General features: G+C 41.1%; 22 protein-coding genes. 4 read left to right on the top strand and 18 right to left on the bottom strand.

Annotated elements, in window-relative coordinates:
• Nucleotides 1-213: 213 nt before the first annotated feature.
• From BLR37_RS09620 to BLR37_RS09575, 10 genes are all read right to left on the bottom strand, one after another.
• A complete protein-coding gene (locus BLR37_RS09620) occupies nucleotides 214-1,443 on the bottom strand; it encodes a DEAD/DEAH box helicase (protein ID WP_090767696.1) in 1,230 nt (409 codons plus the stop codon).
• Between the two features lie 350 nt (nucleotides 1,444-1,793).
• Nucleotides 1,794-2,240: an Hsp20/alpha crystallin family protein gene (locus tag BLR37_RS09615; protein ID WP_090767693.1), complete on the bottom strand. Its 447-nt coding sequence runs from the start codon at nucleotides 2,238-2,240 to the stop codon at nucleotides 1,794-1,796.
• 57 nt (nucleotides 2,241-2,297) lie between these two features.
• On the bottom strand, nucleotides 2,298-2,678 hold the full coding sequence (locus BLR37_RS09610; protein ID WP_143009557.1) for a glycosyltransferase: 381 nt from the start codon (nucleotides 2,676-2,678) through the stop codon (nucleotides 2,298-2,300).
• Between the two features lie 6 nt (nucleotides 2,679-2,684).
• The gene (locus tag BLR37_RS09605; protein WP_090767687.1) at nucleotides 2,685-2,921 is read right to left on the bottom strand and encodes a hypothetical protein; all 237 of its coding nucleotides are present in this window, start codon (nucleotides 2,919-2,921) and stop codon (nucleotides 2,685-2,687) included.
• Between the two features lie 7 nt (nucleotides 2,922-2,928).
• The gene (locus tag BLR37_RS09600) at nucleotides 2,929-3,195 is read right to left on the bottom strand and encodes a hypothetical protein (protein ID WP_090767684.1); all 267 of its coding nucleotides are present in this window, start codon (nucleotides 3,193-3,195) and stop codon (nucleotides 2,929-2,931) included.
• A 677-nt stretch (nucleotides 3,196-3,872) separates the two neighbouring features.
• The gene (locus tag BLR37_RS09595) at nucleotides 3,873-4,217 is read right to left on the bottom strand and encodes a hypothetical protein (RefSeq protein ID WP_208599623.1); all 345 of its coding nucleotides are present in this window, start codon (nucleotides 4,215-4,217) and stop codon (nucleotides 3,873-3,875) included.
• 11 nt (nucleotides 4,218-4,228) lie between these two features.
• The gene (locus tag BLR37_RS09590) at nucleotides 4,229-4,780 is read right to left on the bottom strand and encodes an RNA polymerase sigma factor (RefSeq protein WP_090767680.1); all 552 of its coding nucleotides are present in this window, start codon (nucleotides 4,778-4,780) and stop codon (nucleotides 4,229-4,231) included.
• A gap of 155 nt (nucleotides 4,781-4,935) precedes the next feature.
• Nucleotides 4,936-5,862: a ketopantoate reductase family protein gene (locus BLR37_RS09585; RefSeq protein ID WP_090767677.1), complete on the bottom strand. Its 927-nt coding sequence runs from the start codon at nucleotides 5,860-5,862 to the stop codon at nucleotides 4,936-4,938.
• 4 nt (nucleotides 5,863-5,866) lie between these two features.
• Nucleotides 5,867-6,799 carry a TolB-like translocation protein gene (locus tag BLR37_RS09580; protein WP_090767674.1) on the bottom strand — a complete coding sequence of 311 codons (933 nt, stop codon included), beginning with the start codon at nucleotides 6,797-6,799 and terminating at the stop codon, nucleotides 5,867-5,869.
• Between the two features lie 86 nt (nucleotides 6,800-6,885).
• Nucleotides 6,886-7,647, bottom strand: a complete 762-nt coding sequence (locus tag BLR37_RS09575; RefSeq protein WP_090767671.1) for a DUF4197 domain-containing protein — start codon at nucleotides 7,645-7,647, stop codon at nucleotides 6,886-6,888.
• 209 nt (nucleotides 7,648-7,856) lie between these two features.
• Here BLR37_RS09575 and BLR37_RS09570 point away from each other — a divergent pair, with 209 nt between their 5' ends.
• Entirely contained in the window at nucleotides 7,857-8,435 is a 579-nt protein-coding gene (locus BLR37_RS09570; RefSeq protein WP_090767668.1) for an RNA polymerase sigma factor, read from the top strand.
• Nucleotides 8,428-9,726 carry a carboxypeptidase-like regulatory domain-containing protein gene (locus BLR37_RS09565; RefSeq protein ID WP_090767663.1) on the top strand — a complete coding sequence of 433 codons (1,299 nt, stop codon included), beginning with the start codon at nucleotides 8,428-8,430 and terminating at the stop codon, nucleotides 9,724-9,726. The genes BLR37_RS09570 and BLR37_RS09565 overlap by 8 nt, the downstream gene beginning before the upstream one ends.
• A gap of 395 nt (nucleotides 9,727-10,121) precedes the next feature.
• On the opposite strand, the gene BLR37_RS09560 is transcribed toward BLR37_RS09565, so the two are convergent.
• The 8 genes from BLR37_RS09560 to miaB form a co-directional block, all read right to left on the bottom strand.
• A complete protein-coding gene (locus BLR37_RS09560) occupies nucleotides 10,122-11,132 on the bottom strand; it encodes an inorganic phosphate transporter (protein ID WP_039477827.1) in 1,011 nt (336 codons plus the stop codon).
• Nucleotides 11,133-11,144: 12 nt separating this feature from the next.
• Nucleotides 11,145-11,786, bottom strand: coding sequence for a DUF47 domain-containing protein (locus BLR37_RS09555; RefSeq protein WP_208599622.1), 642 nt, complete (start codon nucleotides 11,784-11,786; stop codon nucleotides 11,145-11,147).
• 189 nt (nucleotides 11,787-11,975) lie between these two features.
• Nucleotides 11,976-13,001: a sensor histidine kinase gene (locus BLR37_RS09550; protein ID WP_039477831.1), complete on the bottom strand. Its 1,026-nt coding sequence runs from the start codon at nucleotides 12,999-13,001 to the stop codon at nucleotides 11,976-11,978.
• Nucleotides 13,002-13,147: 146 nt separating this feature from the next.
• On the bottom strand, nucleotides 13,148-13,510 hold the full coding sequence (secG, locus tag BLR37_RS09545; protein ID WP_090767660.1) for a preprotein translocase subunit SecG: 363 nt from the start codon (nucleotides 13,508-13,510) through the stop codon (nucleotides 13,148-13,150).
• Between the two features lie 13 nt (nucleotides 13,511-13,523).
• Entirely contained in the window at nucleotides 13,524-14,546 is a 1,023-nt protein-coding gene (locus BLR37_RS09540) for a hypothetical protein (protein WP_090767657.1), read from the bottom strand.
• Between the two features lie 74 nt (nucleotides 14,547-14,620).
• The gene (locus tag BLR37_RS09535) at nucleotides 14,621-15,133 is read right to left on the bottom strand and encodes an LptE family protein (protein WP_039477838.1); all 513 of its coding nucleotides are present in this window, start codon (nucleotides 15,131-15,133) and stop codon (nucleotides 14,621-14,623) included.
• Between the two features lie 55 nt (nucleotides 15,134-15,188).
• Nucleotides 15,189-16,436, bottom strand: a complete 1,248-nt coding sequence (locus tag BLR37_RS09530) for a sigma-54-dependent Fis family transcriptional regulator (RefSeq protein WP_039477841.1) — start codon at nucleotides 16,434-16,436, stop codon at nucleotides 15,189-15,191.
• Nucleotides 16,437-16,506: 70 nt separating this feature from the next.
• Nucleotides 16,507-17,922, bottom strand: coding sequence for a tRNA (N6-isopentenyl adenosine(37)-C2)-methylthiotransferase MiaB (gene miaB, locus BLR37_RS09525; RefSeq protein ID WP_090767654.1), 1,416 nt, complete (start codon nucleotides 17,920-17,922; stop codon nucleotides 16,507-16,509).
• Between the two features lie 362 nt (nucleotides 17,923-18,284).
• Between miaB and BLR37_RS09520 the strand changes: the two genes are divergently transcribed.
• Entirely contained in the window at nucleotides 18,285-20,072 is a 1,788-nt protein-coding gene (locus tag BLR37_RS09520; RefSeq protein WP_090767651.1) for an AsmA family protein, read from the top strand.
• Between the two features lie 65 nt (nucleotides 20,073-20,137).
• On the top strand, nucleotides 20,138-21,955 hold the full coding sequence (locus tag BLR37_RS09515) for a hypothetical protein (protein ID WP_090767648.1): 1,818 nt from the start codon (nucleotides 20,138-20,140) through the stop codon (nucleotides 21,953-21,955).
• Nucleotides 21,956-21,999 lie beyond the last annotated feature (44 nt).

Below are 21,999 nucleotides of genomic sequence, written 5' to 3'. Positions count from 1 at the left end.
AAATCGTTACGTCTTGGGCTTGAATTTTATAGCGAATGAATTATGGCTTCTAATGAAGTTACGAATGGCAACAAAAAAGCCACAGATTTCCAGATTAAATAAAAATCTGTGAATCTGTGGCTAAAATTTATTGAGCTGTTATGTAATTCAAAAAGTCCTTCAACTACCTGTTCCGATTCATCGGGAGGCTCAGGACGACAACATCTAATCCAATTAACCAGCTGGCTTAGATTTTGGTTTCTTTTTGTGCCAAACGCGTTTTTTACCATTGTTTTTATGCTGAGGCCTTTTTTCCTCTACATGGGTAATTTCCATAGTAGCAATGTGCTCAGGTAAAAGCATTCGCGGCACCTGCTTTTCAATCAGCTTCTCTATGTTATCAAACTTGCGTTTATCCCTGCCGTTAACCAGGGTAATGGCTGTTCCTTTGGTAGCTGCTCTTGCAGTACGACCAATCCGGTGTACATAATCTGCAGGATCGCCCGGAACATCGTAGTTAATAACAAGGTCAATTCCTTCTACATCTATACCCCGTGATAATACATCTGTTCCGATGATAATACCCAACCGCTTATTTTTAAACGCCAGTAAAATATCTTCACGCTCTTTCTGACCCAAATCCGAATGAAAAGCTTCGGCCTTAATGCCTAAGCCTTTAAAAGTTTTATATAATGCCTTTACCTTCTCTTTAGTTGAGGCAAAAATGATACTGCTTTTGTATTTACCTTCTTTAAAAATCTCTGTTAGTAGAGCTTGTTTTTGCTGATCGTGAATGTTATAGGCTTGCTGATCAATCCCTTCGGCAGGTTTAGCAATAGAAATGGTAATCTGCTTAGGCTCGTGTAAGATTTTGCCAGCCATATTTCTGATTTTCGGAGCCATGGTGGCCGAAAACAAAAGCGTTTGTCGTTTTTTAGGCAAATAACTGATGATGCGGATAATATCGTCGTAAAAGCCCATATCCAGCATCCTGTCGGCTTCATCCAGAATTAAATGCTGCAAATGCTCCAGTTTCAATACGCCAGATGATAAATGTGCCATTAAACGCCCGGGTGTGGCAATAATAATATCTACCCCTTCGCGCATCGAACGCTTTTGTTGTTCGTAAGCAATACCATCGCCCCCACCATAAACAGCCAGTGAGCTGATATTGGTAAAATAAGCCAACGCTTCTACCTGCAAGTCGATTTGCTGGGCAAGCTCACGGGTTGGCGCCAAAATCAAAGTATTGTTATGTCTTTCAGTGGCCCTGCTAATTTTATCCATTACAGGCAAAAGATAACTGGCCGTTTTTCCGGTACCCGTTTGGGCGCAGGCAATCAGATCGTGATTATCTAAAATTACCGGAATGGCTTGTTCTTGTATCGGAGTAGCGCTTTTATACCCCATGGCCATTAAGCCTTCAAATAAATCGGGGTTAAAATTAAAGTCGTTAAAATTCAATCTGTCTGTTTTTGTCTTTTAGCAAAAGTACCTCAAATTAAGGCGAATAGCAAACGCATTTCAATATCTGCAGAGATTGGCTGTTTTAGCCGCAATGGCCCGACGCTGAAACACCTTTTCTCGTCCTGATATCTTTGAAAACCTGCTGCTCACAGTAACAAGAGATCAAAACCACTTTGAAAGCTTCCTGCAGTGCGCAGCGCCCGATCAAACATACTTTGAAAGCTTCCCACCCACGGCAGGAAGCTTTCAAAGTAACACTCCTAAAGGTTGTACGACCGCACAAGCATTTAAACAAAAAATGCCCCAGTTGTAACCGGAGCATTTCGCGAAATTATAATAGACAAAACTTAGTCCACCAGAATAGCTTGTTCTGGTGTATTGGTTTCGGGGTTTTTAGTTAAGGTTACCTTTAAAATTCCATCGGCATAAGCCGCAGCAATCTGGTCGTTAAGTACTTTTCCGTTTAGAGCAAAGGCTCTTTCAAAAGCACCATTGCTGTATTCGCGGCGACTAAATCTTTCGCTTGCCCCTTCTTCTGCTGGTTTGTATGAAATGGTTAACACATCATCTTTGGTTACCACTTTCAGGTTTTCTTTAACCAGAGCGGGTGCATAAAGATGAATAATGAAACTATTTTCAGTTTCTTCTATATTTACCGGTACGCGCCTGAAACCGCGGTTAAACATTTCGTAACCCTGTTTAAAACGGCCTCCAAAGTGATGGCCAAATCTGCCGCGGCTATGGCCGCAACCGTGATGCATTTTGCCTGAATGGCAGCTATGTTCGTTGTACATGTTTTTAAAATTTAATGGTTTGTAATTATTAATTCGCCGGCATTTTTAGCCGACATTTTAACTCGAAACCCCAAACTGTGCTTTGGGAATTCCCAGTAGTTGGGTAATGATATTGGCATAAGGATACGCGGGAGAAAACACGGCGTAATCGAACTTCAGCCCCCTGATCTGTACCACAATATCATCGATAAATTTCATTGGCTCGAGCAATGCACTAATCAAACCCGATTTAGATTCGTCGCTTTTCTTTTCATGAAAAATATCCAGATCTCCGTTGTAAGGTTTAAAATCAGCACCTATGCCCTCAACAGGTTCCTGAAACTCATCCGAGCTGAAAAATGTAACTTCCTGCCCTTTGTTAATCAGTTCGTTTGCCAGGCCCAAAATCGGACTTGCAGAACTATCGTATGGATTGGATAAAAAAAGTACGCGCGACATATCAGTTTATTTTACGGGGATGATGCTTTCAGGCGCTTCAGGTTTAAGTTCAAAAGTGCCTGTGTTAGTATTGTGGTGATGGCTTAAAGCATGATTCCGTTCTGATCTGCAATCGTGCTCGTGATAATGCCTGTTTTTAAAGTCTAACCGGTCGCGGTATCCATTTTGAACCGCCAATACATTTAAACTATAAAATGTTGCTCCGGCTGCCGCTAAGGCTAAAAATATTCTAAATGCTCTCATGGCTAAATTAATTTACGTTTATACTGTTTGCGATACCATTACCCTGAACGTTTGGACGGTACCATTGACCATCAATTGGGGTAATCTGCTCAAAGTGATTCGGATAATATCCATTAAACCGTTGAGCGAAATGCCTGCGGCGGTTATAAGCAAACATCCTGAACACCATCCCGATAAGCATCGCGATTAAAATAAATTTGAATATGAATGGAACGAAGAATAAGGCTGCACCCAGTACAATTCCGAATCCTATGGCTTTTAATATTTTTTTCATGGTTAATTTCCTTGTTTGATTAGGTAGACGGAGGAGGAAAGATTTTACTTTAATTTTTTTTGAAATATTTTTATGAATAGGTTGAAGTGAAGTCAGATGTTACCATCTGACTTTGAGATAAGCAATCAGGCTAGAAAAGTGTTGAAATAAAAAGCCACAGATGCTCAGATTTAATCTGTAGATCTGTGGCTATATTTTAGGCCCTTTTATTAACCATACAGTCTTTTGAATATCTGTCCCGGTTCATCGGAAAGCTACCATTAACGTTATTACGCAAACTGTCTGTAGAGTTCCGAAGGGCTCTACAGATCAAAGAATGGATAAGAGTCTATGACTCGTTCGTAATTATTGAGTTATAAACTCAATCTTATTCACCATCCGTAGAGATGCTACGCTTAACTCTACGGACAGAAACCTGAGTGGAATCTGCAAATAGATTTCTCGACTACGTTACCGATGTAAAATCTGTATAAGTTGCACTCCGCTCGAAATAACGATCCCAGAAGGGCTGTCACCCAAATTGATTTTTCAAAAAGAGAAGTGAGCTGTTACCTGCTACTTTTAGATACTCAACTATGCAGCGGCTAATGTCCTTCGACAGGCTCAGGATGACACCTGTTAATTGGAACCTCGACCTCTAAAACAAAAAAGCCAGCTAAGCTGGCTCCAAAAATTCTTTATCGCTGATCGTGGCGACCCCATCCACCACAACGCCGTTTATATTCTTCTTTAAACTTTGCTCTTTCTTCCTCGTTCATGCTATGCCATTTCGCACGCATGTTATGTGCCTTTTCGCGAAAGCCACCGCCGCCGCCGCCTTTATTAAAATTACCGAACAAGATCCGGCACAGCACGAGCAGGCCAATTGCCTGCCAGAAATTAAGTCGCCCGGCATGGGCTACTTCAGGTAAAATCCAGTTCCACAAGTACATTACTACAAACCCTAAGGCGGTGGCAATTAGTGCTACCACGGGTAAAAAGAAAATGAATTTCTTGCCTTTACTAAACTTTCTATTTCTCATCTCCTGCAAATTTAATAATTGATAAATTCCTGATATAAATTTTGTAAGCGGTTGCGTAAATGTTTTACGGCATAACCTTTTCTCGATATTAAAGTTTTGATGTTTTCGCCGGTTTCATCGGCCAGCTCCTGAAAGGTGCGTTCTTCTAGTTCGTTTTGCACGAATACGTATCGTTGGTTTTCCGGCAGTTCTTCTAATGCTAAAAAAAGCTGATCCCAAAACAATTTTTTCAACCCTTCTTCTTCCGGTGAGTAAGATTCGGCCAGCAGAATCTCCCTGAAGTTAACTTCGCCATCCTCTCCTTCAAACGTAAAATCTTCGAGCCGTTCTTCTTTCTGTTTGCGGTATTTGTCGGTTATTTTATTCCGGGCCACGCGGTAGAGCCAACCACTAATTTGTTCGATTGCACCGGCCTCGGGCTGGTTACTCAACTGAAACCAAACATCCTGCAGAATATCTTCGGCATCCTCATCGGTATTCACCCGCCCACGGATGAAACTAAAGAGGCGTTTACCATAACTGGCAACTGTAGAAATGATATTTTGAGGTTCGTTTTTTGGCACTATTTATCTTTTGTAAACCAGTAAACGGATGAAACCCAATATTACTTTAAATTTTTTTCACTTTTTTCAGCAAGGCTAATTTCACTGACACTATGTTGATCAGGAAATCTTTCCCTAACCTTATAACCCGAGGATTTTTAATCCTCCAAATAAAATCATTTCACAATCAACCCTGCATAAAAATGCGTATATGCCGGCGTTTCCAAACCATGTTTAGCTGCCTCGCGCACAATGTAACCTGTTAACGATTCTACTTCAGTTTCGGGTTTCTGATCGAGATAATCTCTATGCATCGACGAAGTGGCGTCATATTTCATCGATTTCATAATATTAAAGGTCTTTTCCGAAATATCATCACTCAACGCAATTCCTTTTGCCTGCGCAAGGCTTTTGATCTCTTCAATTAGCTGTTTAACTTCATGACTATGATGCATCAGTACTTCGCCAATGGTTTTGTTGTAAAAAGAAGTTGCAGTAGCGGTTGGCGATATAAAAATAAATTTCTCCCAAACCGCAGTTGAGATTTTATCGCTGCAGTTCACTTCAATTCCTGCATTCAGGCAGATATCGTTCAACAATAGTACTGCCGAGTTTAATGCCCCATCCAGGCCAAAAGATATTTTCTGCACGTTACCCGAGTTTTCAATTAGTCCGGCACTTTTCAGCCGCGAAATGATAAAAGCACAGCCCTTTAGCACTGTATTTTCCTGAAAGCGACTCCTAATGATCTCATGGGCGTCTACGCCGTTTAACAAAGGAAGGAGCACCGTTTGTGGAGCAATGCATGGCTTTAAACTGTCGAGCGTTTGGACTAAACCGTAGTTCTTGGTACAAATGAGAATATAATCGGCGATCCCGATTTCATTAAAGTGACTGGTTGCCAGATCGGGCTTAGCAGTAAAAGCTTCTTCGCCTTTTAGCACCTTTAAACCATTTGCCTTAATTGCCTGTAAATGTTCGCCGCGCGCCACAAAAACAATTTCGACGGCTCCCTTTCCAGCATATTTTTTAGCCAATAAGCCACCGAAGTAGCCTCCTACACCGCCAATACCTACGATTACGATTTTTACCTTCTTTGCCATGTTCTTATTTTAAAGCCCCTGTGGGGTTGGTGCCTTTATCCACCACAATTTTATTGTTTCCGTCTAAATCGGTGATATAAATTTTGGGATTGGTAAAAGGCTTTTCCGCACCACTGTAAAAAATACGGTCGTCGGCAGTTACAAAAACATAAGGTACATTAATACCCTTAGGCGAAAGCCTTACGACTTTCTTACTGGCCAGATCTAAAATATACACTCCTTCTGCGGGGCCGGTTAATCCGTCTAAAACATCATTATTGCCTGCATTAAAAACCAGTTTCTTACCGTCTTTAGTATAGAAAAACCGGTTACTGCTGGCAATGGTTAAATCTTTACCAATTAAACCGGCTATTGGTTTGGTGTCTGTCACTTTACCTGAAAGATCAAAAGTGTACAAATTGGTTAAATCATGACCAATAATTTCGCGCCCGTTTTTCCACGTTGGGGCATATACATTAATTTTAGATGCGCTATCGAGCATTACATAACCCGAGTTATCGGCTTTAATAATCCCTATTTTCCACAGGTTTTGCTTGTTAAAAATATTAAAGGCAATGGTGTTTCCATCTGCCGACCATACAGCCTGATAATAATTGTTGTTATTTACCACCAGTTGCCCCTGACTTTTATTTTCCATATCGGCAATCCAGATAGACCGGTGGCCGGCAGAATCGCTTAAAGTGTAAGCCAGTTTATTCCCATCAGGCGAGATGGCCGGATCGGTAGCACCGCCAAACGAAATCTGTTTCATGGTATCGATACTGGTAGCAACAATCTTTTCGCCATCCTGATAAGCCAGGGCGTAATTTTTACTGCTTAACGAAACGGTGTCCAATACCGCTTTCGAGCCACCCTCTGCCGATTGTTGATTGCTACAACCTGTAAGTACCGTGCCTGCAATCAAAATACAAGCCAGCTGAATGTTAAATTTCATCATATACAATTTTACAAATTGTTTTTAAACAAAAAGATTCAGGCTCCTTGCAGCACCTGAATCTTCCTCTTTTATGATGTTAAACAGACTTAACTTTTTTTCTTATCGGCGTAACCAAATACTTTTTGCAATAAGGTAGAACTTCTGGAACCCAGGTTATCCCTTATTTTCAGTTCTTCTTTCGCTACTTCTATAAACAAACCATCAATTGCTTTTTGGGTAACATATTCGGTTAAGTTGGTGTTAACCGGTTTTACAAGTGGCAGCCTGTTATATTGGGTAGTTAAATCGCTGTAGTATTTGGTTGCATTTACCTTGCTTAAGCTTGTGCTTACAATGGGGCTAAACTTTAGCATTAATTGAGCAGTAGTTACCCTTTTAAAGTATTCGGTGGCGGCGTCTTTATTACCCAAAAGGATATTGGTAGCATCGGTTAGCGTCATTTGTTTAATAGCCGAAATAAAAATAGGCTTGGCTTCTGTCGCCGCATCTTCAGCTGCACGGTTGAGGCTCACAATTACATTATCGCAAAGCTTGTTCAGGCCAATGCCACGTAATGTTTTCTCTACCTTCTGTGCTTCAGGAGGCATTAAAATTTTAACGGCCAGGTTGCCTAAAAAACCATCCTTTACCGAAAGTCTGTCGGCACCGGCCGAAATGCCAATCTGCAATGCTTCCTTAATACCCTGTCCTATTTCGAGGGTTGTTGGAGTTCCGGTAGCGCTGGTTGAAGTACCCTGTTTTTCGGTTACTTTTTTAAAAATATCGCTCAGTTTAATCTGGGCATTAGCAGCAAAATTTGCAAATAGCAGAAAAGCCAGTGCTGCAGAAAAAGTGTTAATTCTTTTCATTTGGTGTGTGTTTAATCCTGATAAGCAAAACAACGGCCAATTTTTATTGGTTACCAAAGATAAGGGTTTCGCCACAGCTGAAATGTTAAATTTTCCATTTCAGTTATAGCAGATAAAAGGGCGAAGTATCCTAAAAAATTAGTTTATGGTTAATCACTCAGAAATATTTTTTATACTTGAAAGATAATTCGATATAGCTACCTGTTTTTTTGAGATTTATAAAAAATACAGCTGGAAATAGCCAGCAAGATGATGCTAAACTAATTGCCGAGTACAAAAACACGGGCAATTTAGATGCATTGGGTACGCTTTACAACAAATACATGCACCTGGTTTTCGGGGTTTGCCTCAATTATTTCAAAGATGAAGAGCAAAGCAAGGATGCTGTAATGCAGATTTTCGAAGAACTGGTTATCAAACTCAAAGTGCATGAGGTGCTAAACTTTAAAAGCTGGCTCCACGTGCTTACACGCAACCATTGCTTAATGGCGCTGCGCAAATCGGCTAAGCAAAATAATGTTTCTATCGACGATACTTTTGTGGAAAACAGCGAGTTTGTGCATCTGGATATAGACAACACAAAAGAAACGCAGCTTACCATTATGGAAAAGTGTATGGAAACTTTGCCCGAAGAACAGCGAAAAAGCGTAGATTTATTTTATTTACAGGAAAAATGCTATAAAGAAGTGGCCGATATTACCGGCTACGACATGCTAAAAGTTAAAAGTTACATCCAGAACGGTAAGCGGAATTTAAAGATTTGTATAGAGAAAAACAGTAGTGAATAACGATTGGTTAGATATTGATGTACTGGAAGATTACCTGGATGGTAAGCTTGATGCTAAAGCTATGCACTTTGTAGAAAGGCAGGCTTTGGAAGATCCTTTCGTTGCCGAAGCTTTAGAAGGCTTAAAACAATCGCCAAAACGTAAACAAAGCCTTTCTATTTTACAAAAGCAACTGTATGACAGGGTTGCTGAAAAGCCGATCAAGCGCAAGCTCTGGGGAATTACCACACAAAGGCTCAGCATTGCTGCTACTGCTACGGTAGCTTTTATTGCCGTGAGTATTTTGTTCTTTATGCGCGAAACGAACCGCAGAAATGCCGAAATAGCTGCCCGTAAATCGGGAGGTGTAATGGTAAACCTCGATACTACTACTGCCGTAGCCGCTGTTAGCCCTAAAGTTGATACTTTGACCAAAGTTTCTAAATCGGCCTTAATTGATAAAGCCATTGCCGATGTCAAAACCAGCGATCTGGCCATCAACAAGAAAACAACTCCTGCAGATTATAATGCAGAAAAGGAAATTGCTGAAAGTAAAGCAATAGCAGAACAGGCGAGTTTAAGCAAAGCTAAAGTGAATGCTTTTGCTGCACGCAGAGCCGATTCTGTTAAGGCTAAATTTGACGAGCCGCTTGCAGTAGCTGCTGCTCCGCAATCTATTGGATCAAGTAAAATTGTTTTCAGCGGCAACGTTGTTGATCAGCGTGACGGAAAGCCTATTAGTGGCGCAATAGTTAAACTGGCAGGATCGAAGAACATTACCGCAACCGATACCAAAGGATATTTTACCTTGCCAGCTGATAGCAGCGCCAAAGACAAGGATTTATTAATTAACGCCATTGGTTTTAAAGAGATTCCGGTAGTGGGCATGCAAGATCCAAATGCAATCAGAACGGCAATGAGCGGCGGCAAAACGCTCAATGAAATTGCACTGATTACCGGATCGAACGGTCGTAAAAAAGAAAATATACCTGCACCAAAAATTACACTTCGTGCAGAGCAGAATCTTAACGGAAAATCTGCTGAAGAAATTACCAAGCCTATTCCCGTTGCTACGATTAACTATCAGCAATACCTCGAAAACAACAACAAACTGTATAATGCCAAAGGCCCTGAACAGTTTGTGATTTTAAGCTTCAAAGTAAAAACCAACGGAAGGCCTGCAGATATCACCGTAATTAAATCGCTTAACAAAAAAGCAGATGCAGAAGCCAAAAGATTGGTACAAAATGGACCTGATTGGGTATTGCCTAAAAAAGGCACCAATGTTGTTGAGCTGAGCGTTAAGTTTTAATGCTCATTTCATTTAACCGCAAAGAGCACGAAGAGTAGGCGCAAAGTAAATTATGTCACATACTAACCTTTCCAGTGAAAGCGCCATTCACAGCAATGTGCGCCTTGTAAATATTTTTGCCACAGATTAACAGATTTGATCTAATCTGTTAATCTGTGGCTTTCATTTAACTATTTGCTCAATTTTAGTTCAAACGAAGATGGTGTTCATGAATAAAGACTTAATCTAGCTAAATAAAGATTCCCGCCTGCGCGGGAATGACGAGATTTAATGTAAGGTGAAAACTTCTTTGTGTCCTTTGCGGAAAACTTAGCCAGCTTTGCGGTTAAACCCAACAAAAAAGACCAAGGCTTTTGGCCCTGGTCTTCTGAGTATATTTAAAGGATTTTGTTTTTTTATTTAAAGTAGTAAATCACACCATAAATAATGGCTGCCAGCGTTGCTGAAACCGGAATGGTTAAAATCCAGGCCCAGATGAGGTTAATGGTTACGCCCCAACGTACAGCTGATACACTTTTAACCACACCTACCCCAACAATAGAACCGGTAATGGTGTGCGTAGTAGAAACCGGAATACCGAAATGCTCGGTAATACCCAACGTTACTGCACCTGCACCTTCAGCAGCAACACCTTCAAGCGCTGTTACCTTGGTAATTTTCGATCCCATGGTTTTTACAATTTTCCAGCCGCCGCTCATGGTACCTAAAGAGATTGCCGAATAACAGGCAATTGGCACCCATGCAGGCATGGCTTCGAAATCGGGAATTACTTTAGAGGCAATTAAAGCTGTAGCAATAATCCCCATTACTTTTTGCGCATCGTTACCGCCATGGAAGAAACTTAGTGCTGCAGATGAAATAAGCTGCAAACGTTTAAACCATTTTTCTGCAGTTGCCGGCTTGGCATAACGGCAAATATTGATAATGATGAGTGTTAATATCACCGAAATTACCATACCAATAATTGGTGCCAGAACAATAAACGATACAATTTTAATTACGTATTGCATGTTTACCGCATCAAGCGGGCTTGCACCGGTAAGTAAAGCATGTGTCATTCCGGCTCCTGCAAAACCACCAATTAGGGTGTGCGATGAGCTGGAAGGAATACCATACCACCAGGTTAACAGGTTCCAGATAATGGCCGCCAGTAAACCGGCAAAAATTACATGGAGTGTAATGTAATTTTCGATAACAGTTTTAGCAACTGTATTGGCCACTTTGTGGTCGGTAAAATAAAAGTAAGCAGCGAAATTGAATAACGCAGCCCACAAAACGGCCTGAAAAGGCGTAAGTACTTTTGTAGAAACAATGGTTGCAATCGAGTTGGCGGCATCGTGGAAACCGTTAATATAATCGAAAGCAATAGCCAGAATTACAACAACAACCAATAAGGTAGTTACCATGTTTGTTTTTTATTAAGCGTTTTTAACCAAGATAGTTTCAAGCACATTCGCCACATCCTCGCACTTATCTGTTGCTTTCTCTATCGTTTGTAAAACCTCTTTTTGTTTAATTAATTCAATCGCATTGGTTTCGTATTCGAATAAACGGGCTACAGCTAATGTAAATACATAATCGGCCTGGTTTTCGCCACTGTTAATGCGGATACAAGCATCAGCAATTACACGGATATTTTTGAAACTGCGTAATTCTTTAATTGCTTTATCAATATCGGTACACATTTCTACCAAAAGCTCAGCAATTTTAACAATCGGCTCATTAATGGCGTTCATGTTATACATTTGCATACGGTTGGCAGTGCCATAAATATAATCGGCAACATCATCAACTGCAGTAGCCAATTGGTGAATGTCTTCGCGGTCAAACGGCGTAATAAAGTTCCGGCTTAACTCAAGAAAAATCGAATGGGTAATATCGTCGCCTACATGCTCCAGGCGTTCAATTTCTTTAAAAATGGCTTTTCTGTTTTCAGCATCGGCTGTGCTCACCATAGCTAAAAGGGCTTCAGCAATCTTTAATGCATTGCTTCCTGCCTGCTCGAAAAGTGGGTGAAACTTTCTGTCTTGAGGCGTAAAGAACTTAAAAATATTGTTCATGTTAATTCTTAATATGTTGCAAAGCTACAAGCTCAATGTTAAGTTAATGTTAATTTCGTAATTATATTAACAAAAACGACATCAAAATTCATTTTAGCATGAAGAACGTCAGGATTTTACGCAGCAGTGTACCTGCAGGCATAAACTAAATTTTCAGATTTGTTTTTTGAACCGCTAAAACAGACTGGTTTACCCTCCCTTTTGAAGCGTAAACGCGAAGGTTGTACCAATGCCAGGTGTACTCCTTACTGAGATGGTTTGCTGGTGCGCTTCTAAAATGTGCTTTACAATGGCCAAACCTAAACCGGTTCCGCCTACCTCGCGGGCGCGGTGGGTATCGATACGGTAAAAGCGCTCGAATAATCTGGCCAGGTGCTTTTCTTCGATACCAATCCCATTATCGGTTACCTCAATCAGCACCTGATCGTGCAATTCGAAAATCTTAATGGCCGTTTCGCCACCATCAACCCCGTACTTAATGCTGTTTACCATCAGGTTAATCAATACCTGACGGATTTTTTCCCTATCGGCAGAAACCGGTGTAATGGCGGTATATTTATCTTTAAAGAAAAGTTTGATGTTTTTACTTTCTGCCCGGTCTTCTAGGTTTTCCATCACCTCTTTGGCTAGTTGCACAAAATCAAATTTTTGGTAATTAATCGGCGATTCGCCTGTTTCGAGTTTCGAAATCACATCCAGGTCGTTAATGAGATAGCTGAGGCGTTCCACATTGTTTTCGGCCTTCTTTAAGAACAAAACAGCCTGATCCGGATCATCTACCAAACAATCCTGCAGCGTTTCGATATAACCCTGAATGGCAAAAAGCGGCGTTTTAAACTCATGCGATACATTGGAAAGAAACTCACGCCTAAATTGTTCCTGTTTTTTAAGCAAATCGATCTCTTTTTTCTTTGCTCCTGCCCACTCTTTCACCTCCTGCTCTACATCGTTAATCGGATCGGAACTTACATACTCACCAAGGGCATCTTTTAAATCTTTACCTAATTTAAGGTTATGGATAAGCTTATAAATGAGTTTAATTTTGGTATAAATGTATTTTTCGAGCAGGTAATAAAAAACCAAGAAGCTACTTAAAAACGACACACCGAACGAGATAGCCAGGTAATACCAGCTATGCTGAAAGTAAAAATTAACCATGCCGATAGAAAGACCTACGGCAAGAGCAGTAAACAAAACCAGCACACTTAATTTCATGTGGCAATTTAAAGCTTTTATGTTAAATATGTGTTAACAGCCAGCGTTAAGTTGATTGTGCTGTAACAGCTTGTTTTAAGCAAGGGGGTATAAACACAAAAAGCTTTCCCTTTTGAGGAAAGCTTTTCAGTACAATATTGTTGTTACTACTTTTTAGTAGAATCTGTTTTAGCTGGAGTTGTTGTAGCAGGCTTAGCGCTGTTTAAGTTTCCACCAAGTGGTGATGGTGAAGGTGTTTTATCTAAACGCTCCTGAATAGCTGAATTTCCTACAGCAGCACTACCACCGCTGGTTTTAGCAATTGTAGTTATAGATAAGGTTAAAACAACGATTGCTGTTAATAAAACCCACGATCCTTTTTCTAAAACGTCGCCGGTACGTTGTACACCAAACATGTTACTGGTGCCACCGCCCGTAGCTAAACCACCACCTTTAGGATTTTGTACCAATACAAACAAGCCTAAAGCTATACATACAATAATTAATAAAATGATTAAAAAGGTTACCATGGTAATATTATTTTTAAAATTTCTTTTCTATAGATTGGATAAGGTCGGCAAAGTAACCACTTTTTTCTGGATATTTCAAACTTAATTTTTTATAAGTATCTATGGCTTTGTGGTAAAGCATTTGCTCGATGTAAATTTTGGCTAAAGTTTCCGAAACCAGGTCGTAATGATCTTCTGCGCTCTTCTTGGCTTTATTTTCATTATCGATCAGTTCGGGCTTAGGCGGCTTAATGGTTGGGTCTTCTTTTAAAAAGCGCTCAATAATTTCAGCACCTTTCACATCTTTAACTTCCGGAGCAGGATATTCGGCCAAATGGTCGGCTACTTCGAATGGGGTTTGAATGTGAAAAATATGCTCTACATACTGCTGCTGAAACTCTGCTTTTTCCTGCGGCTGAGCTGTTTGTGGTTTTGCTTTTTGCTTAACCGGCTTGGCCTGTGCATAAGGCTGAAAAATCTGCTCGTGCTCTGCGCGTGTTTTGGCCAGCCACCATAAAAAGGTATAAGGAAGCTCGTCGTCGTCGTACTTGGAAACGAAACTCTTTTCGTGACTATCGGGCACAACCGTTTCTATTTCGGGTGCCGGTGCTACTACTTCAGTACTTGTTTTTTCTTCAAAAGCAAAGAAATCAATTGCCGATGCTGCCTCAATAAAAGAATGATCTACAGCAGGTAAATCTACCAAATGGCTATCAGAGCCCGGTAAATGGTCTGGGGTTTCTATTTCAACTGCTTCATTCTGATTTAAGCTAACCGCTTCTTCAGGCGCTCCGGTTTCTTCAAAAACTCCCTGTTCATCCAGCTCAACGGTATCGGTCGCTTTAACCGGCACCATGTTTAAAATGTGGAAGAGTACATGGCCCTGGCCGTATAAAGCGGCTTTAGGTACGAACGCCGCATTTGCCCGCGCTAAAAGCAATTGAATGGGCTGCGCATATGGAAATTGCTCAGCCATTTCCTGCAACATGGATGCATGCTCTGGACCAACCTTTCCGGGTTGCGCAAGTAAATCTGCCAGTAGCTCTTTGTTATCCATTATTGAGGTTTGCTGCTAAGTTAAAAAAATGTAGACGGGTTTTTAAAAATTTTGTGTTTAACGGGCTACTTTGCCTACCACTGTGCAAAAGCACGGTTAAAAATATCTTCTACCAATTGCTTGTTAATATTTTCGATGGCGCCGGGCAATAACGATTGAATGGGAGCCCCACCTACCGGAAAGTCGAAGTAACGGGTAAAGCTTTCTTCAAAACTCTCCTTTTCGTGCTCCTTAATGTTATTTTTATACTTTACCGAAACGGTAATGGTAAGCCTGTTGGCACCAGAGGTTGGCGTGGCACTGTTTTGAAGGGCTACTGGTTTAATATCGTAGCCCGTAATACGACCTTCAAACGAAGCATCCGATTCGCCGGTTACCAGAATAAGTTTGGTTTGGGTGCGGATCCGGTTTTTTAAAGCCTCGGTAAGCTGGTTACTTAAAGTAGGCACCACCAGCGGGGCATTATTTTCGAATAAACGGATAGCCACATTTTTTAAGCCCGTAGTAGATGCACCGCTAAATTTGTACGAGCAAGCGTTCAGTACAGTAGCAACCAATATCAGCGCAAGTATTTTAATTTTCATCATGATAGATCGTTATGCTTTTTTACAGCATGCTTATAACGGCAACAGTGGCTTAAACTTATAAATTTAACTCTTTAATCTTACGGTAAAGGGTCCGTTCTGAGATCCCCAGCTCCTGAGCCGCAAACTTGCGTTTGCCCTTATGTTTTTTCAAGGCTTTTTTAATCAGATCCGATTCTTTATCAATCAGCGATAATGACTCTTCTACCTCCTCAGCATCGTGTGTAAAATAATCTGAGTTGCTATTGCCATTAATGTTATTGTTTACCGGCGCAGGTTGCTGTATGGTAAAAGCATGCTCCTGTCCGGCAGGTAACTCTACATCTCTGTAAAGCTGATTAATGTATTGCGGGTTATCGGCCAGTACCGTTGCGGTATTACCACCATGCTGAATAATTTCGGCAACCAGTTTTTTCAGCTCAACCATATCTTTTTTCATATCAAAAAGCACCTTGTACAAGATATCCCGCTCGGTAAAATCTTCTTTAGATTGTGCATTAATCGCCATTGGCAAATTACTACCGGCCTCGTTCGGGATATAGTTTAAAATGGCTTGCCCGGTAACATTGCGGTCTTTCTCCAACACGCAAATTTGCTCGGCAATATTTTTTAACTGACGGACGTTGCCCGGCCAGCTGTAATTGGTTAAAATTTGTATAGCATCGGGCTCCAGGTGTAAAGCTGGGCTACGGTATTTATCGCTAAAATCGGCCGCAAATTTCCTGAACAATAAATAAATATCTTCTTTACGCTCCTGCAAAGCCGGAATACGCAAAGGAACCGTATTTAATCTGTAATATAAATCTTCGCGGAATTTGCCGTTTTTAACGCGGTTGTATACATCCACATTGGTTGCTGCAATAATACGCACATCGGTTTTTTGTACTTTAGACGAACCTACACGCAAATATTCGCCGCTCTCTAAAATCCGCAGCAACCGGGCCTGAGTACCTAGAGGTAGTTCGGCAACCTCATCTAAGAAAATGGTTCCGCCATTGGCCACTTCAAAATAACCTTTACGTGCCTCGTGTGCACCTGTAAAAGATCCTTTTTCGTGACCAAAAAGTTCAGAATCTATTGTTCCTTCGGGAATGGCACCACAGTTTACCGCAATAAAAGCGCCGTGCTTGCGGGCGCTCATCTGGTGGATAATCTGCGAGAACACCTCTTTACCACTACCACTTTCGCCGGTAATCAAAACCGACATATCGGTAGGCGCCACCTGGCTGGCAATATCTATAGCACGGTTAAGCAAAGGCGAATTGCCAATAATACCGAACCGCTGTTTAATATTTTGTGTATCCATTCTTTAGATTTGAGAATTGAGATTTGAGATATTAGACCTTACATCCTTTACCTTCTACCCTCAACCTTATTTAAACTATTCGTCCGATCAAAGTAGCAGATGTACACTTTTCGATAAATACATTTGCATACTGACCAGGTTTAACACCATCAATTGCCGGGAAAATGGCCATAGCCCCACTGTCTCCCCTGCCACAGTAGTCTTTATCCGATTTTTTTGAAGTGCCTTCAATTAAAACGCGTACGGTTTTACCAACCCACTCCTGCAAGCGCATTAATGAGTGTGCCTGTTGTTTAGCTAAAATTTCGGCCAGACGGCGTTTTTTAACCTCCTCAGGAATATCGTCTTCCAGTTTACGTGCAGCTAAAGTACCCGGACGCTCTGAGTAGGTAAAGTTATAGGCAAAATCGTACTGCACATAATCCATCATACTCAGGGTTTCTTCGTGCTCTTCTTCCGTTTCGGTACAGAAACCTGCGATGATATCGGTAGAAATTGCACATCCCGGAATAATGTTGCGAATCGCATCAATCCGGTTAATATACCACTCACGGGTATAAGTCCGGTTCATTAATTCTAACACACGTGTATTACCCGATTGAACTGGTAAATGAATATAGTTACAAATGTTATCGTATTTGGCAATGGTATGTAAAACTTCGTCAGTAATATCTTTAGGGTGCGAAGTAGAGAAACGAACCCTTAACTCAGGACTAACTAAAGCTGTTAGCTCTAAAAGCTGCGCAAAGTTTACCGTTTCAGTACCATCTTCTGAGGTCCAGGTGTACGAATCTACGTTTTGTCCCAAAAGGGTAACCTCGCGGTAACCACCTTCAAACAAGGCCTTTGCTTCTTCGATAATCGAATGGGCATCGCGGCTACGCTCGCGACCACGGGTAAAAGGCACCACACAGAATGAGCACATGTTGTTACACCCACGTGTAATAGAGATAAAGGCGGTAATACCATTGCTGTTTAAACGTACGGGACTAATATCGGCATAGGTTTCCTCGCGCGATAACAGTACGTTAACCGCTTTGTGGCCACTTTCTACCTGCTCAATTAAGTTTGGCAAATCGCGGTATGCATCGGGGCCAACCACCACGTCAACCAAACGCTCTTCTTCTAAAAATTTAGATTTTAAACGCTCGGCCATACAGCCTAATACCCCAACAATTAATTTCGGGTTACGGCGTTTTTCTACCCCAAATTGCGACAGGCGGTTTCTCACCCTTGTTTCGGCATTTTCGCGGATAGAGCAGGTATTGATGAAAATTACATCGGCCTGGTGATAATCCCCTGTGGTTTCAAATCCAGTTTCCGACAAGATAGAGGCAACGATTTCGCTATCAGCAAAATTCATGGCACAACCATAACTTTCGATATATAATTTACGGGCATCAGCTTTTACGGGCGTATCTAAAATTAACGCTTCGCCTTGCCTTGCCTCATCATGCGTTTTATCTGGTACTTGTAAATCAATCATTATTTAAAAACATTTTGGGGATTGCAAAAATACACAAATAAAATTAAAAGTGACAAATTGACATATTTTGTTTAAATGTTTACAGTACGATTATGATCCGGCATCGTTTCCGTTAAAGTAAGGTGCCAGCATTTAGATAGGCTGTATTTTTTGGAAACGAACGGTGCTGTACCTGTGGCGGGCTGCAGTCCCGCCCCCGCTTCTGCCACAATAGAAAAAATTGCGGCATCCCGCTACGGTCGGGTTTAGATACAAAACCACTGTTTTAGCAAGATCTACGCTTTCAGCTTTAGACTTTAGTCTTTCCGCTTATCAAAAACCTTTCGCCCTCACAGCTGTTACGTATCAATTAAGGCATAAAAATGACATCTCAACATAAAAACAAAGTCTGGATCTGGATTAGCAGTATCCTGGGGATCTTAATCCTGATTTTATTATTTGGCGCCATGTTTCTGAGTGCCAGATGGAAGCCCCTGCTCACCGAAAAAATAAAGCAAGGAGTGTATAATGGCTCGCACCACCTGTACAATATCGATTTTAAAAGCATTAACCTGAATGTAATTACGGGGAGCCTGGCCCTGCGCGATGTTACGCTAAAGCCCAATCCTTTGGTTTACGATAGTTTAAAAGTAGCTAAACTGGCTCCTGCACATACTTTTGAACTCAAATTGAAAAAACTACAGATTAGTCGTGTTGGTATACTAACCGCCTATTTTAAAAAACAGGTAGCAGTAAGCGAAATCATTTTACAGCAGCCTTCTATCAATATGATTTACAATAAGGTGCCCAAAAAGACCGATACGGTTAAAAGTGAGCAAACACTTTACGATCAGGTATCGAAGATTTTTAAATCGATCCACGTAAAAGCGATCAGGATTGTAGATGCCGATTTCGATTATATCAATAAAACCGGTTCACAAAAGGTTAAAAACTCAATCAAACACCTCGATATAACCGTTAACGATTTTTTACTGGATTCGCTTTCGGGTAATGATACTACCAGATTCTATTATACCAAAGACGTATCATTTCAGCTTGCAGGCTACAAGTCTATCACCAAAGATAAAATGTACTCGATGAAGGTCGATACCATTTCAGGTTCTGCCAAATCAAAGCGCATAACAGCCAAAGGCTTTACCCTTTTGCCTTTGTACCCCGAATTAACTTTTGCCCGTAAATACAAGGTGCAGAAAGACCGCTATAATTTTGCTTTTGATCAAATAGAATTTAATGGTGTTGATTTTGTTGGTTTAAATACCGATCAAACCCTGCATGCCCAATCGTTAAAAATTGGCCCTGCCAATGTAGAAGTGTTTATGAGCCGCGAGTCTCCACCGCCTCCTGGTTTCGATAAGGGCCAAAACTATCCCCACATGGCGCTAAAACGCCTAAACCTGCCTACCCTAATTGATACTGTAAAACTGAGCAAGGTGGATGTTAAATATTCGGAATATAATCCGGCCAGTAAAAAGATAGGCGCTGTAACCTTTAAAGATTTAACGGGTAACATTTTAAACGTAACCAACGATAGTGCCCAATTGAAGCAACGCCACCATGCTCTTGCCAATCTCGATTCGCGCTTAATGGGCCTGGGAAAATTGAATGTAAAAATCGATTTCAATCTAACCGATCCGAATGGGGCTTTTAGCTACAGCGGAAACCTGGACAATTTCGATCTGAAAAATTTAAATCCGCTATCAAAGGCATTAGGCTTAATTGAAATTGAAAGTGGCGATGTGCAGCATATCGATTTTAAAGCCGATGGGGATTTACGGTCAGCAAAGGGCTCAATGAACATGTTGTACAGCAACTTAAAAATTAAGCTCCTATCGGATAATATTGATGGCGAAGGAACCAAAGAAAAAGGCTTTTTATCTTTCCTGGCCAATACCATTCTGGTTAAAAATGAAAACCCGCAAAAGGGAGAAGCAGCCCGTAAAGCTACAATGACCAATAACCGGATCAATTCGGCTTCGTTCTTTAACCTGATGTGGAAAACGGTATTTGTGGGCATAAAAGATATTGTGGGCGTAGGCGTAGTACCAGAGAAAAATCCGGTAAAACAGCAAAAGGTAATTGCTAAAAAAATCAGGGAGCAAAAGCGGGCCGATAGAAAGGCCGCCCGAAAGGCAAAAAGAGAAAATAACTAAAGCTTAATGCCTTGCAATTATGTTTATAACTGTATATTGCTATAAAAAAATTGTCCCCGTTTTTAATGCCAGCTACTAAAAGATATCGTTATAGCGTTTTAAAATGGATTGCAGGCGCTTTAGTCGGTGTTTTTCTGGTATTGGCCGGTATTGCCTGGTTTTTGAATGTAAAATCGCGCCCCATGCTTACCAGCAGAATCAAAACGCTGCTTTATACCTCAACAGACAGTTTATATACCATTAGTTTTACCAGGGTAACCACCAATATTTTTACGGGTAACGCTACTTTGCAAAATGTAAAAATCGTTCCGGATCAGAACCGGTACAAACAACTGGTTGCCCTGAAACGGGCGCCCAATAACCTTTACACCGTTTCATTAAAAAAACTGGTGGTTAAACGTTTCCACCCATTAATACTTTACCGCGAAAGAAAATTGCAACTGGAAGAGGTTTTATTTGATAAGCCAGAAGTGACCATGGTAAACCGGCAGCTTGCCTTTAACGAAGGCCGGGCACCCCGCCCTATTAAATCACCCTACGAATTTATTTCCAAAAATCTTAAAGAGTTTAGCATCAAATCAATCCGGTTCAGGGATGTGAGTTTTAAGTACGTAAATAATAACCTTAAAAAAGAGGTTCCTTTTGCTATCGATGATTTGAATATTACCCTTACCGATTTATTGGTAGACTCTACTTCGGCCGAAGATCCAACCCGCTTTTACCTGCTTAAAGACATTGTAATTAACCTGAATAATTATGCTTATCGTACACCTGATAAAATGTATGATATTAAGCTCGAGCAGCTCGATTTCAGGGCCAGCACGGGCAAACTAAGGATAAACCGTTTTGCCCTCGCCCCTTTGCATGATGAAATGGCCTTCGGCAAAGTTGCCGGATACGCGCGCGAGCGTTTTAACATCAGCATGAACGATATTATGTTTAACGGTATCGATATGCCGCTTTACATCAGCAAACAAGAGCTTTGGGCCAAAGAAATGGCTATTGCCAATGGTTTTATTTCGGTGTTCAGCCAAAAAGGGCTTAAACAAAAACCGGTGGAAAATAAAATCGGTCGGTTTCCACATCAGTTACTGCAACAGGTTAGCATGCCCATTCTGGTGCAAAAAATACAGGTAAAAGATGTAGGCATCAACTACGCCGTTTACAATACCGAGAGCAACCAGAAAGGACAAATTACCTTTCAGCACACTTCTGGTTTCATTAAAAATGCCACCAACATCCAAAGTATTAAAAACATTAATCCCATTATGGAGGCCAACCTGACTACCTACCTTTGCGGTCAGGGCAAGCTGGATGTAAACTTTATATTCGATCTTACAGCTAAAGATGGTGCCTTTTCTTATAACGGAACCCTGCATAGCTTTAATGCCCGCGTATTGAACCAGATCACCAAGCCACTGGGGCTGGTACGTATTAACCGGGGTAATGTAGATCAGCTTAAATTTAATTTCAAGGCTAACGATTTGGGTGCAAAAGGCACGGTAGCTTTTTCCTACTACGACCTTTCAGTTGCTTTGATGAGGAACGACCCCGAGAAAGACCATCTGGTTACCCGGGGACTGCTCTCATTCTTAGCCAATGCGTTAATCATCAAATCAGAAAACCCGGGGCCAGATGGAAAGCTGATTCCGCTAAGTGTAAATTACAGCCGCCCGGCCAATACTTCTTTCTTTAGCATGATCTGGCGCAGCCTTTTTACCGGCATTAAATACAGTATTGGCATTACCGAAGAAAAACAAAACGAAGTAAAGGCGCATATTGCTAAATTTAAGGCCATGAGGGAAAGTCACCTGCAAAGAAAACAGAGGCGCCTGGAGCGCCGCCTGGAGCGCGAGCGCCAGGAGAAACGCGAAAAACGTTAATTTGTAACCTTTGACTATATTTATACTCTAAACCTTAAACTACA

Origin of the sequence: Pedobacter soli (assembly GCF_900101435.1) — a bacterium.
Classification (GTDB): domain Bacteria; phylum Bacteroidota; class Bacteroidia; order Sphingobacteriales; family Sphingobacteriaceae; genus Pedobacter; species Pedobacter soli.
The sequence above is the reverse complement of the archived record's forward strand: the minus strand, read 5'-3'. Positions and strand labels throughout refer to the sequence as shown.